At 42.2% G+C, this 13,372-nt stretch carries 11 protein-coding genes; 3 read left to right on the top strand and 8 right to left on the bottom strand.

Annotation, left to right across the window (positions count from 1 at the left end):
* Window positions 1-9: 9 nt before the first annotated feature.
* The 5 genes from C0J08_RS02145 to C0J08_RS02125 all read right to left on the bottom strand — a co-directional run bounded on the left by C0J08_RS02145 (window position 10) and on the right by C0J08_RS02125 (window position 5,425).
* Window positions 10-477 carry a tripartite tricarboxylate transporter TctB family protein gene (locus C0J08_RS02145; protein ID WP_212654499.1) on the bottom strand — a complete coding sequence of 156 codons (468 nt, stop codon included), beginning with the start codon at window positions 475-477 and terminating at the stop codon, window positions 10-12.
* Between the two features lie 58 nt (window positions 478-535).
* On the bottom strand, window positions 536-1,492 hold the full coding sequence (locus C0J08_RS02140; RefSeq protein ID WP_212654498.1) for a tripartite tricarboxylate transporter substrate binding protein: 957 nt from the start codon (window positions 1,490-1,492) through the stop codon (window positions 536-538).
* Window positions 1,493-1,585: 93 nt separating this feature from the next.
* Window positions 1,586-2,392 carry a 4-hydroxy-2-oxoheptanedioate aldolase gene (hpaI, locus tag C0J08_RS02135; RefSeq protein WP_212654497.1) on the bottom strand — a complete coding sequence of 269 codons (807 nt, stop codon included), beginning with the start codon at window positions 2,390-2,392 and terminating at the stop codon, window positions 1,586-1,588.
* A gap of 9 nt (window positions 2,393-2,401) precedes the next feature.
* Entirely contained in the window at window positions 2,402-3,862 is a 1,461-nt protein-coding gene (locus C0J08_RS02130; protein WP_212654496.1) for an NAD-dependent succinate-semialdehyde dehydrogenase, read from the bottom strand.
* Window positions 3,863-3,895: 33 nt separating this feature from the next.
* Window positions 3,896-5,425, bottom strand: coding sequence for a UxaA family hydrolase (locus C0J08_RS02125; RefSeq protein WP_212654495.1), 1,530 nt, complete (start codon window positions 5,423-5,425; stop codon window positions 3,896-3,898).
* 134 nt (window positions 5,426-5,559) lie between these two features.
* On the opposite strand from C0J08_RS02125, the gene C0J08_RS02120 reads away from it, so the two are divergent.
* Window positions 5,560-6,492 (top strand): LysR family transcriptional regulator, encoded by a 933-nt coding sequence (locus C0J08_RS02120; RefSeq protein WP_212654494.1) that lies wholly within the window; start codon window positions 5,560-5,562, stop codon window positions 6,490-6,492.
* Between the two features lie 83 nt (window positions 6,493-6,575).
* On the opposite strand, the gene kduD is transcribed toward C0J08_RS02120, so the two are convergent.
* From kduD to C0J08_RS02105, 3 genes are all read right to left on the bottom strand, one after another.
* Window positions 6,576-7,334 carry a 2-dehydro-3-deoxy-D-gluconate 5-dehydrogenase KduD gene (kduD, locus tag C0J08_RS02115; RefSeq protein WP_212654493.1) on the bottom strand — a complete coding sequence of 253 codons (759 nt, stop codon included), beginning with the start codon at window positions 7,332-7,334 and terminating at the stop codon, window positions 6,576-6,578.
* A 46-nt stretch (window positions 7,335-7,380) separates the two neighbouring features.
* Window positions 7,381-8,019, bottom strand: a complete 639-nt coding sequence (locus tag C0J08_RS02110; RefSeq protein ID WP_212654492.1) for an RpiB/LacA/LacB family sugar-phosphate isomerase — start codon at window positions 8,017-8,019, stop codon at window positions 7,381-7,383.
* Between the two features lie 105 nt (window positions 8,020-8,124).
* On the bottom strand, window positions 8,125-9,399 hold the full coding sequence (locus C0J08_RS02105; RefSeq protein ID WP_212654491.1) for an ABC transporter substrate-binding protein: 1,275 nt from the start codon (window positions 9,397-9,399) through the stop codon (window positions 8,125-8,127).
* A gap of 187 nt (window positions 9,400-9,586) precedes the next feature.
* Between C0J08_RS02105 and C0J08_RS02100 the strand changes: the two genes are divergently transcribed.
* The gene (locus C0J08_RS02100; RefSeq protein WP_212654490.1) at window positions 9,587-12,115 is read left to right on the top strand and encodes a hypothetical protein; all 2,529 of its coding nucleotides are present in this window, start codon (window positions 9,587-9,589) and stop codon (window positions 12,113-12,115) included.
* A 100-nt stretch (window positions 12,116-12,215) separates the two neighbouring features.
* Window positions 12,216-13,301: a beta-galactosidase BglB gene (bglB, locus tag C0J08_RS02095; RefSeq protein ID WP_212654489.1), complete on the top strand. Its 1,086-nt coding sequence runs from the start codon at window positions 12,216-12,218 to the stop codon at window positions 13,299-13,301.
* Window positions 13,302-13,372 lie beyond the last annotated feature (71 nt).

Raw genomic sequence — 13,372 nt, 5'->3', positions numbered from 1 at the left:
TACCCTCAACTACGGCAAACTCATTTTAAACAGAATGGAAAAAACAAAATAAATGGAGCATGTTGCTACAAAAGAAAACAAAATCGATATTAAGTAGGATTTAATACTCGAATCAGCACCACTGAGAACATAACCATTAAGCCGCTGAAATAAGAATAAAAACAAAATAGTAGAAGCAAAAAAACCACTGAGAGACAATGTAAATATATAAACAAAAACCAAAAGCAGCACTCCTACTAGGGTATAGAGCTCTACTCGACTAAAGCGTAATTTCTTAGTCTTATCTCTGAATTCCATCACAAAGAGATAAGCAACAAGCAATAAGATCAGCACGCAAATCACAATAGGAAGAAAAGCCGCTCCCGGATCCCCTTCAACACCAATGCCAGATGGAATATCTAAAGCCAGCTTTAAAAAAAAGCCTGCTCCTGCCATAAGAAAAAGATAAAAGATATGTTGTTCTTTCAAGTGAGACATGTTGTCACCTAAATAATTGAAATAAGGTCAGATGAAAATAATCACCTGACCTTATAACTCATTTTTTCAAGTTATGAGCAGTATTAATAAAAGACTCAGCCAATAATGACATCCATAGGTCTAACTTCTCTCCAGACTTTTGGAAATCAATAGTACTTCCTTGAGTAGCAATCAACTGCTGAAATTTCTCCCCCTTCACGGCATGCTCTAATGCCTTATTCCATGCGTCTTTCACTTCATCACTTACACCTGCTGGTGCTGCAATACCACGCCAATTAGTCAGATTCAAATCCACGCCTGTTTCTTGCAAAGTTGGAACATCAGGGTACTCACTAAGTCGCTTATTCCCCAAAGACAATAGAGGCTTTAATTTACCAGACTTAATACCAGAAGAAAGGTCACCAAGATTTAACATTAAGGCATCAATGTGTCCCCCCATTGCAGAAACAACGGCCTTAGAAGAACCATCATGGGGTATTTGCTTTGCTTTATAACCCACCACATTCTCTAGTATTTGACTCGCTACATGCGTAGAACCACCATAGCCGGAGAAACCGAATTTGATTTTGTTGGGATGCTCACGCATATCCTCTAGCAAATCATTCCAGCTATTCCATGGACCGTCAGCTCGAACAGCAACCACATAATCTTCCGTCAAAATATTGCCTAAGTAATCAAAATCTTTGTACTTATACGTAGCATTTCCCATACCTTCTGTAGCAAAAATCACATTGTTAGGTATCGTAACGGTATAGCCATCAGGTTTTGAATGTACCAATTGCGTGAACCCCAAGATACCGCCACCGCCAGGTACGTTTTTTACAACGACCGTTTGCCCAAATGATTCTTCAAGAGCCGGCTGCAGCGCTCTAGCTAAGACATCCGTACCACCACCTGCGCCATAAGGAATCAACATTGTTATGGTTTTTTCAGGATAAGCGGCGTATGAGCTTTGTGATAAAACAGCCCCTACAAGAGTAAGAGAGAGAGAAAGCGACTTTATACATTTTTTCATGCTTGGTACCTTTTATTTTGTTTGTTGGTCTTTGCATTAATTAGTGTGTTTAAACACACATCATTTTTATTGCATCATGTGTTACTGGATTATTTAATACACTGATTGATCTGGTCGCACCGTAGGTTGACCAAGTTCAAATTCTTCTGCTCGCTTCCGAATTGCTTGCATCATAAGTGAGACGTCTAGCCCAACTGCCACAAATCCCACACCTAGTTCCATATANTTTTTCGCCTGTAAAATATCGCTAGTTAACGTACCGGCGACTTTTCCACTAGCAATTATTTTATGAATACTGTCTTCAATAGCCTGCTTTACTTCTGGATGATTAGGATTACCCATATGCCCCATAGAAGCGGCCAAATCTGCAGGCCCAATAAAAACACCATCAACCCCTTCAACAGCACAAATAGCTTCTAAATTTTCGAGAGCTACAACAGACTCAACCTGAACCAATACACAGATATCTTGATTGGCGTTATGAACATAATCTGTTATGCCATTCCATAAAGACGCCCTTGCCGCGGCAGCGCCAACACCCCGCGTTCCAAACGGTGGATAACGAGTTGACTTAACAATCGTTTCAGCTTGCTCTGCACTTTGCACCATAGGGATTAGCAAAGTCTGGGCCCCTATATCCAGTATTTGTTTAATAAACGCTGGATTATCGTCAACTAAGCGTACGACTGGATGGGCGGAATAAGGAGCAATGGCCTGTAGCTGTAAAAGCATTGTTTGTAGGTCATTAGGAGCATGCTCACCATCTATCAATAACCATTGAAAGCCTACAGAAGCACACATTTCTGCACTGTATGAGCTTCCCATTGAAAGCCAAAATCCGACTTGCTGTTCTCCTCGGGATAAAGCTTGTTTAAATCCATTTGTGTTTTTTGCATTCATAACAACCTCTTAAGAAAGATTTCCTTGGCATAAGTATTTAATATGCAAGTAATCGTCTAATCCGTACTTAGAGCCTTCTCGGCCGTAACCAGACTCTTTAACCCCTCCAAATGGGGCCGCATCTGCAGCAATGGCACCTTCGTTAATTCCGACAATTCCGGTTTCTAATGCACTCGCAAGTCGCCATATACGGCTCACATTTTCAGAATAAAAATAGGCAGCCAAACCAAAAGGCGTATCATTGGCTTGTTCAATAACTTCTTGTTCATTGTCAAAACAAAATAATGGTGCAACGGGACCAAACGTTTCCTCCCGACAAAGCATGGCCTTTTTGCTCACGTTTCCTAATATCGTAGGAGCTACATAATTCGGGCCATCAGACAATCTCACTCGACCACCTCCCGTCAACACAGTAGCGCCTTTCTGTACAGCGTCATCAATATGCGAGAGAATTTTATTTACTGCTTTTTCATTGATCATAGGACCAATTTCACTATCTAATTCACTGGCCGGGCCAACTTTTAATGCTTGTACCCTGGCCACCAACTTAGTAGCAAACTCTTCATAGACCTTGGCTTGAACATATACTCGATTAGGGCATACACAAGTTTGACCACCGTTACGAAATTTTGAAGCCATTAATCCAGAAACTGCTGCATCCAAATCTGCGTCTTCGAACACAATAAAGGGAGCATTACCACCAAGTTCTAAAGAAAGCTTTTTCAGCGTTGCCGCCGAGGCCTTAGCCAAATGCTTACCAATCGGGGTTGATCCGGTGAAACTGATTTTGCGAACACGACTATCCTGCAACCAGCTATCCACCATGGCTGGAGTATTATCACGAGAAGAGCAAACAATATTAATCACACCACCAGGTATTCCAGCGTCCTCAGCTAACTTAACCAAAGCAAGCGAAGTTAACGGTGTATCTTCTGCAGGCTTTGCAACCACCGTACAACCAGCAGCTAAAGCAGGCGCTATTTTGCGAGTAATCATAGCGGCAGGAAAATTCCATGGTGTTATGACTGCAGTGACACCAACAGGCTCTTTAATCGCCATCATTTTTCGACCTACTACCGGAGATTCGATTAAATCCCCCTCAATTCGAGGAGCTTGTTCGGCAAACCATTCAACATAACTTGCCGCATAGCTAATCTCACCCTTGGCCTCGGCTAATGGCTTACCTTGCTCTAATGAAATGAGCCCAGCTAACGCATCCAAATTAGCTAAAATCAAACCATGCCAAGCCTTTAGATACTGAGCTCGCTTTCTTGCAGGTACTAACCGCCATGTAAAAAAAGCCTGATGCGCAGCATCAACTGCAGCCAAAGCATCACTACTATCGCTATCAGGAACATTAACAATTAAAGCCTGACTAGCCGGATTTAAAACATCAAACGTTCGCGCTGAAAGAGCAGGTATCCAAACTCCTGCGACATAGTTTCTATTCGTAATAGAATGTTGACTCATGCAATTGATTCCTCTGCAATATAGAAAATAGAATTAACTTACGATGCCGATGTGCCAAGGAATAAACTCGTTATCACCTAAACCTAAACGCTCGCTAGAAGAGTTTTCGCCAGACGCCACCTTGATAATGTGTTCGAAAATATGCTGCCCCATTTCTTCAAGGGTCATTTGCCCATCTAGTATTAACCCACAATTGATATCCATATCTTCTTGTAAGCGGTTATACATATTTGAGTTAGAGGCTAATTTAATTGTAGGAGCAGGTTTTGATCCAAACATCGAACCTCGTCCTGTTGTAAAACAAATCAAATTTGCGCCGCCTGCTATTTGGCCAGTTGCAGAGACAGGGTCATATCCAGGAGTATCCATAAAAACCAGACCATTCTGTTCAATTTGTTCTGCATATTCGTAAACGGCTTGAAGAGGTGTCGTACCGCCTTTCATAGCGGACCCCAACGATTTTTCAAAGATATTTGCCAAGCCACCAGCTTGATTACCCTGCCCGACAACACCATTAAACTGCCCATTGTGGCCACGGGTATATCCCTCCCACCAAGAAAGACGATCTAGTAACTTCTGACCAACCTCTCTACTTACAGCACGTCGAGTCAACATATATTCAACACCATGAATTTCTGGAGTTTCTGATAAGACAGCTGTGCCGCCATGTCTTACCAAAATATCCATTGCGGCACCTAAAGCCGGGTTGGCAGTAATAGCTGAAAAACCATCAGAACCACCACACTGCAAACCAATTTTCAAATGCTCAACACTAACAGGCTCTCGCACCACCTTGTTGGCTTCAGGTAACATACTTTCAATTGATGCAATGCCCGCCGCAATTGTAGCGCTAGTACCACCAACGGCCTGCATAACCAGCGTCTGTAAATGAGAGCTTTCTTCAAGTTGCTGAGAAGCGATTAAAGAGGACATTTCATTTCGTTCACAACCAAGCCCAACAATGAGCACTCCAGCTAGATTTGGATGACGTGCATATCCAGACAAAGTTCTACGGAGAACATCGAAATGATAACTAGGAGAAGACATGCCACAACCACTGGTATGAGGAAAAGCAATAACGCCATCAACATTAGGGAAATCAGATAGTCGTTCGGAAGTAAAATGATCTGCAATTTGTCGAATAACAGTAGAGGAGCAATTAACGGTTGAAAGAATACCAATATAATTACGTGTAGCTACTTTTCCGTTAGAACGCACAATACCATTAAAAGTTGCTCTGGCAGAAACGTCCACATAATCAACTGGAACGACATCCCGACAAAAGCTAGGGTCTCTTTCATAATCAACCAATTCGAGATTGTGAGTATGAACATGATCTCCAGCCTCAATTCGACGTAATGCCACACCAATGCGTGTATCGTATTTGATAACAGGCTCACCAGCCTCAATAAGCTTAGCTGCGATCTTATGACCACCTGACACTTGCGCTCGAATACGAAGATTAAACTCTGGAACTTGCTGCCCTATTGATACTGACTCACGAACAATGCAGACATTATCATTGGAGTGCAATTTAATTAAAGGTGACGATGAGGACGACATATTTTATTCACTCACACTAAATTTGTAGTAATTATGTGAGCAAGTATGTTGAGGCTCTATATAAATGTAAAATGAAACGATAGACTCTCTTCATTCCATTATGTTATGAAGTAAATAAAAAGAGTAAAACCATCATGATAGGTATTGATCGAGTCTTACGCTCCAATTTAAGGCTAAGACACTTGCAATTATTAGTTGCATTGGACGAGTTTCGTCATTTAGGAAGAACCGCTGAATTTCTCTCTGTGACTCAACCCGCCGTATCAAAAATGCTAGCTGAAATAGAAAAGACATTTGATTTACAACTTTTTGAACGCTCCAGCAAAGGAACAGAACCTACCCCATATGGCTTAACTGTCATAAAATTTGCGCGTTCAGTATTAGCGGATTATGACAGAGCCAAAATTGAAATTGCAGCGGTCACAGAAGGTTCAGCTGGTAGAGTACAAGTTGGTGCAATGGTGGCCGCAACCCCAACATTATTGACACAGGCCGTTAACAATCTTAAAAAGCATGCAACGAAAACAACGGTTCTAATAGAAGAAGGAGATCTAAGACGCCTTTTACCTAGGCTAAGGTCTGGAGAACTGGATCTAATAGTTGGAAGATTAGAACCTGGCTATGCAGCACCAGATCTAGAGACTGAAGCACTCTATAATGAACCCATGTGCCTCATTTGTGCACCCGACCATGAAATCCTAAAAGAGAACATTATCGATTGGTCTTTACTCTCCCAACAAGCTTGGGTCGTTACACCATCTTGGGCCGCATCTAGAACGAAACTAAACCAAATTTTTTATAAACATAACTTACATCCCCCAGAAAATATCATAGAGTCAGCATCCTTCTTAAATATACTGATGTCATTACAAACTTGCTCAGCCATTGGGTTTATGGCTCATCAAGTTGCACAACATTTCGAACAACAAGGATTGATATCTATAATTCCCATTGAGCTAGAAATTGATTTACCACCAATAGGCATAATCACTTTAGACGACCGAGAAAAAACACCAACGACACGAAAGTTAATAGAGCAGATCAGAATGATAAATAAGACAAGCTAAGAGTCTTGCAGATGGGTTGCAATGCAAGATTCTTAGCCTGATATATAAAACATGAAAGGTTACTGGTTATGTTTAACGAGTGTTTAACGAGCTAACCAGCCACCATCAACGGCAATCGTGTAACCGTTAACATAACGAGAAGCATCCGATGCAAGGAAGACGATTGGTCCAGCCATATCATTTGGCGTTCCCCATCGACCTGCTGGAATACGCCCCAAAATTTCACTAGAACGCTCTTCGTCCGCTCGTAATGCTTCGGTGTTATTCGTTGCCATATAACCGGGGGCAATAGCGTTTACGTTTATACCGTGCTTTGCCCATTCATTTGCTAATAATTTTGTCACACCCATCACACCACTTTTAGACGCCGTATAAGAAGGCACTCGAATCCCCCCCTGATAAGACAGCATGGAAGCGATATTAATAATATTGCCCGGTGTTCCCTGAGCAATCACCTGCTTAGCAAATGCTTGTGACATAAAAAACACAGCTTTTACATTAAGGTCCATCACATCATCCCAATCTTTTTCGCTGAAATCTATCGCGTCATTGCGACGAATAATGCCAGCGTTATTAACTAGAATATCTAACTGACCAAAAGCCTCCATAGCCTCTTTGATAACATGATCAATGCTATCCATTTTGCTCATATCCGCAATCACGCTATGAAACTTACGACCCGTATTGGCGATTAACGCCATCGTCTCGGAAGGAATTTCTCGACTGACGCCAACAATATCGGCACCAGCATTTGCAAGAGCCAAAGCCATACCTTGACCTAACCCTGTATTGCAACCTGTGACAATTGCCACCTTATTACTTAAATCAAACATGTTATTCATACACGTTGCCTTTCCTACTAATTTATTCTCAGCGTAAACCTCAAAATTAAGCCACCAAAGATTTCACATAAGCGGCAATCTCAGCATCTTGGCAGTGAGCAAAGAAACATTCTTGGAAACGAGACCCAGTAACGGCGGTTTTAACAAGCTCTTGATCCATCGCTTTTAAACCATCTAGGTAGTTAGATTTCATGGTGGCGGCTTTTACTTGATTTAAGATACCTGCGTTTTTCACTTGTGGTTCTTTTCGCTCAACGGGGTAACCTTCCCCACGAGGACCTGTAAAGGCTTTTTCGAAAATGTAGCGAGCATTCAACTCAGCGGCCCAACCAAAGCCTTTTGCGAACGCCATTGCAATGGCATTACCGTTGTTAATTTGGTTAAACAAAAATGCATCTGAAGGTTCTAAGCAGTAACCACACACCACACCTGGGTGCGCGTTTAGAGACATCATGGCGCCTTGGCCAGTACCACAACCAGAGACAATAAAGTCTACCGCTTTTGAATTCAGTAATAGACTCGCCATAATACCAAGGTGAATGTAGGTTAGATGGTGATCATTTTCATCACTCATCCCTACGTTAAACACTTCATGATTTAGTGGTGTAGCAACGGAATTCAGCTGCTCAAGAATCATCGCATTTTTACCTGCTTGGCTGTTTTCCATCATTAGTGCAATTTTCATTTTCAAATCTCCAACTTTAGGTAGCAAAACTAGTCATCAAATTATGATTATAAAAAAAAGCAGCGTTTTCACGCTGCCAAAGGTTTGACGCATCTCACAAAATTACTATTGCTTAGTTAGCTCAGCATTGCCTCTAGCAACATCTGATGCCATACGTTCATAAGTCTCTTCTAATGTCAGCTCACCCACGATCAACTGACTCATACGCTGCACAATAGTGTCATATACAATATTGCCGCCTTTGGCTTTCTGGAATCGACGAATGCTTTCAGTAACATTACTCGCGTTATTAGCAAAAACCGTCATTGCTGATTTAGCATTTTCATCTTTAAGCTGATAATTAATATTTTTAACGTTGGCACCAGGAATAATAATAAACTCTTCCGCTAGCTCTCTTTGTACAGGCTCTGAACCTAAATACTCTACTAACTCAGCCACCGCTTTAGGATGTTTAGTCTGCTTAAAAGCGGCCACATAGGTCGCACCAGGCATAGGGATACAACCACCATCACCACAAGGGGCGTTTAGAGCAGTCCATTCAAACGCATCGCCTATTTTTTCTTTGAACGGATTGACCATCCAGTTACCAGCAAAATAGGTCACTACGTTGGCATTAATAAATTCATCCCCCATATTCTTATAACGAGTACCACCTGCGGCTCCCCACATTTCTTTAGGGAAAGCACCGGTTTGTGTCCAATGATATAGGTCTTTTATATAAGCTTTGGTTGGCGCATCTGGGAAATTAAACGTCCCATCGCTGTTCATGAAGTTAGCGCCATAGGAGTAGGCTGGACCACTAAAACGGTGACCTGAACGGTCCATGGTGAAGGGAATCTCAACCCCTGTTTTGTCTGCAACTTTTACTGACGCGGCAACAATATCCGCAAGAGTGGCGCCTTTTTTAGGAATTGGCACCCCAGCTTGCTCAAACAAGGTGACGTTAACAAAAGGTAGGTTCAACGTTTGTGATGCAACATAGCCACCTATTTTATCAGGTGAGCTTTTATCGTCGCGCAATAAGCTTAAAGTGTTGCCATGAAGCTTGGCAAAACCATCAGGATCTTTCATGTAAGGACGTAAGTCTAAAGTAAACTTCATTAGTGAGTTGTCTGCTATTTTAGCAAGGTCAGGACCTTCCCCTACAGACAGTTGCAAAGGCAGCTGCTCTTTGGACTGCGCATAACTGGTAGTCACATATTCCACAGAAATATCTGGATGTGTTTTTTCAAACTTATCGACTAACTCTCCCATTTTTTTCACATAGTTAGGATCATCGTCAGTAAACCAGAAAGTTAGATTTTGTGTTGCGGCTTGCGCCTGACCAGCCAATAACGATGCGGCAGCAAGAGTACTTAGAACAACATTCAAACGAGCCATTTACTTCACCTCATTTTCTTTTTATTTAGTCAAGGTAATGAAAATATTTTCATTAAATTAATTCGAAATTTACTATTGATAGCGGTTAGATTATAGACATATACTGAAAAAAATTGCCAAATAAATTTAAAAAATCATATAAACTATAAAATCAATGAAAATTTTTTCATAAAATAAGAGACCCATAATGAATAAAAACAAAATCTATTGGGACCTTGCTAATAACAGCGCAATCAATCGCTGGGCTATGTCTCCTGCCGAAGAAACTTATTTCCCGGGTGAAGCCCGAATCATGCCTGATGCGGTCGACTATCGCTTTATTAATGGCTGGGTCGATACAGGCGACCTACCCTGCCGAGAAAGCTTGAGGGAACATGTTGCTCAACGAACCGTATCTCTTCCTAATGACCTTTCTTTCCCCGAAATTTATTTTGGTGGTGAAGACAATCGCGTGGATTTCTCTACCTTTCGCTTTCGTCCCACTCTTATCAAACGCTGGCTGACTTGCTCATTACATTCCGAACAAGCCCAAGAAGTTGAATTTTCATTAGAAACTTGTGGCGGCGTTCATATTTGGCAAGATGGCCAAAAAGTGGTTCAGCTTGACCACTACCAACGCAATAGCCCAACCAACCAATCCTTCGCTTTAAACCTTCCAAAAGGCAGCTGTGAACTCATTGTTTTTTTAGAAGAATTACATGAACGCGATGCCAGTTGTTATTTTGTTTTGACACTTAAAAAAGGCGATCAAATTAAAACAGGGTTATCGTTAGAAATCGATGAAGATGAAGTAAAAGAAATCGAAAAGACCCTAGAAGGTTTACGCACCAACCAAGTTTTTTATTGCAATGAAGATCTATTAATTGAAGCGGATTACAAGCCTAAAAAAACCACCAAGGTACAACTTGATACTGGTAGCTATCCTAGCGAAACCGTCACTATGAACGTGCTGCTTGATGGTATGAAGATGCAAGAGGAAGTCAGCTTTTTCGTGGATCAAGCGTTTTCATCTGCCACTCTATTTAATACAAAAGGGTTAAATGCTGGATGTATCTCACTGCGTTTCTTAGTCAAAACAGGGCCACTTACCTTTAGTCGCAGTCTTGGCACCACCATTTTACCACCAGCAATCGATGTTACTTCTTTGGATCTAGCCTCTCGCAAAGCCCTTGCTTTAGAAACCATGCTTAGCCAAGGCAAAGAAGAGCCTGCCAGAGCATTAGCCGCTCTTGCACTGAAGCAACAACCAGAATTAGCAAGTCGCCTTATCGAACGTGCTTTATTGCCCATTCAAGAACGTCACGACTGCGCGGACTTTTGGATACTACCACTCCTTTGGATGTACAAAAGTTATGGCCACTCCCAACTCGACCCAGCTCTTTGGGAGCGAGTCAAACACGAGGTTCTAAACTTTCGCTATTGGCTGGATGAACCAGGCAATGACGTTATGTGGTTCTGGAGTGAAAACCATGTTTTATGCTTCCACGTCGCACAATATCTTGCTGGTAGCTTATTTGAAAATGAGATCTTCCCGAACAGTGGTAAAACAGGCAAACAACATCAAGCCCAAGCTCACGCTCGCTTAATTCGCTGGTTTGATTCAATGGATGATCACGGTTTAGCCGAATGGAACTCTGCGGCCTATTATCCGATTGATTTTCTTGGTTTGTTCACTCTCATGACCAATGCCGAAGACGACATACTAATCATCAGAGCGAAACAGCTGATTGATCAGATTTTCGTTATGGTTGCCCTACACACTACGGGCAGTGTATGTGCTGGTTCTCAAGGCAGAATTTATGAAAAAGAATTATTAGCAGGACCTGCGACCGAGCTTGGATCAATAGCAGCCATCGCTTTTGGTGGACAATGGTACCCAGGTTATGACCGAGTAACGGCACTCCTAGCGGTCAGTGATTACCAACCACCTCAGCTATGCCACCTTTTACTCAATTTGCCTGAAGGTGAGTCCATCTATTCCAAATACACACAAGGACTGGATAACAACGCCAAAATCACCCTATGGAAATCAGCGTCATTGCAACTGTCAACGGTCTCTGACTATAAGACAGGACAAAAGGGACACCAACAGCACTTTTTAGATGTCCAAACCAATGCCCATCCTTTGGCTCGTTTTTGGATAAATCACCCTGGCGATTTAAAGGTTTGGGGCGGTAGCCGACCATCTTATTGGGCCGGTAATGGTGTTCACCCTAAAGTGGCACAATACAAGAACATAGGCTTTATGATTTTTGACCAAAGAGCCTTTGATGACGCCATCAACTTCACCCATGCCTTTGTGCCAGCACCAATTTGCGACGAATTTATCGAAGAAGCACATTGGTTATTTGCTCGCTCTGGTTCAGCGTTCGTCGGCATTTACTCCTCACAAGCGTTACAACCATTAAAACATGGCTTATATGCAGGTTATGAATGGCGTGCTTATAGTGACCATTCTGCATGGTTAGTGATTAGTGGCGAAGTAGAAGATCACCAAGACCTAGAAAGCTTCCGTGAGCATTGCTTAGCACATGCCCCTGAATTCCGAGAGGAAGACAACCAAATTAACCTAAATTATGACAATGGCATATTGGCCTTGAATTACCAATCAGGCATTCACCTAAAAGGTAAACCTATCCCATTTGCTCCATTGTCAGCGACACCACACTTAGCCTTTGGTGATGCTGAGCTCGTTCCTTGGCAGAACTTATCCTAATAACGACTTTTCAATTTATTAGGGCTATTTCCCATAGCCCTAACTTTTTAAAGCTCTGTTGATTTAAACAATAGAGGCTAAGTATTTGGAGAACACAAACATGCAAGCAAACACCAATACGCACAATCTAAATGAAGCCTTAGCGTCCTTATCAAAAGGCTTTCGCTCACTTAAAGGCATAGGAAATGTCGAAGCACAATCCAGCGACGACATACTGTTTGACGAATGGGATTGGGAAGTAGGCGTCGGTTTATACGGTGATTTCCGTGATGCTAAAGAACGCAATGACCAAGCCGCACTAGAACGCATTGGCCGTTGGTACGACTGGCAAATTCAACGTGGTTTACCTCGTCGTCAGGTTAACTCCACCGCGCCTATGCTGACTCTGGCATTATTAGCAGAGCATTTTCAACGTGAGGATTGGAAAAACATTGTCGAAGAGTGGGCCGACTGGATTCACACTACAATGCCAAAAACAGAGGAAGAGGGTTACCAGCACCTCGTTAAAGAACGCGACAATGACGGTGAGCTTTGGGATGACACTTTATTCATGGCGGCCTTATTTATGGGCGCGGCGGGTAAACTTTGTCAGCGACCAGAATGGTCTGAAGAAGCACAATACCAATATTTATGTCATATCCGTTTTCTTGGCGACACTCACAGTGGATTGTTCTATCACGGCTGGACCTTCCTTGGCCGTCATAACTTTGCCAATGCACTATGGGCACGAGGTAATGCATGGCTAACACTTTCTATCCCTGAATTATTCCGTATTCTTAAACCTCAAAGTGTGACAGCTCGACAATTAAAAAATGTGTATTTAACACAAGTCAAAGCACTAAAAGAATGCCAACGCGAAGATGGTATGTTCCACACATTACTGGATGACCCTAGCTCGCCTATCGAAGCATCGGCAACCGCTGCTATTGGTTACGGTTTATTGGCTGGCTGTCGTGAAGGTTTATTAGACATCACAGAATACCGAGATATGATCCATTTATGTCTAAATGCGGTCGTCACCAGAATCAACGACAAAGGCATTGTTGAAGAAGTATCAGACGGCACAGCCATGGGACACTCATTGGAATTTTATAAACAAATTGGCAATACCCCAACCCCCTATGGCCAAGCACTTGCATCGCTTTTTCTATCTGAATACCGGAGCTTTACCAACAAAACCAATTAACTCTCCGATAAGTAAACACTGAACAAGACGGCACACGAAGTCATAAGCGTACCAAGACCAATTCATTTTTG

The organism is Marinomonas sp. CT5, assembly GCF_018336975.1.
Taxonomy (GTDB): domain Bacteria; phylum Pseudomonadota; class Gammaproteobacteria; order Pseudomonadales; family Marinomonadaceae; genus Marinomonas.
The sequence above is the reverse complement of the archived record's forward strand: the minus strand, read 5'-3'. Positions and strand labels throughout refer to the sequence as shown.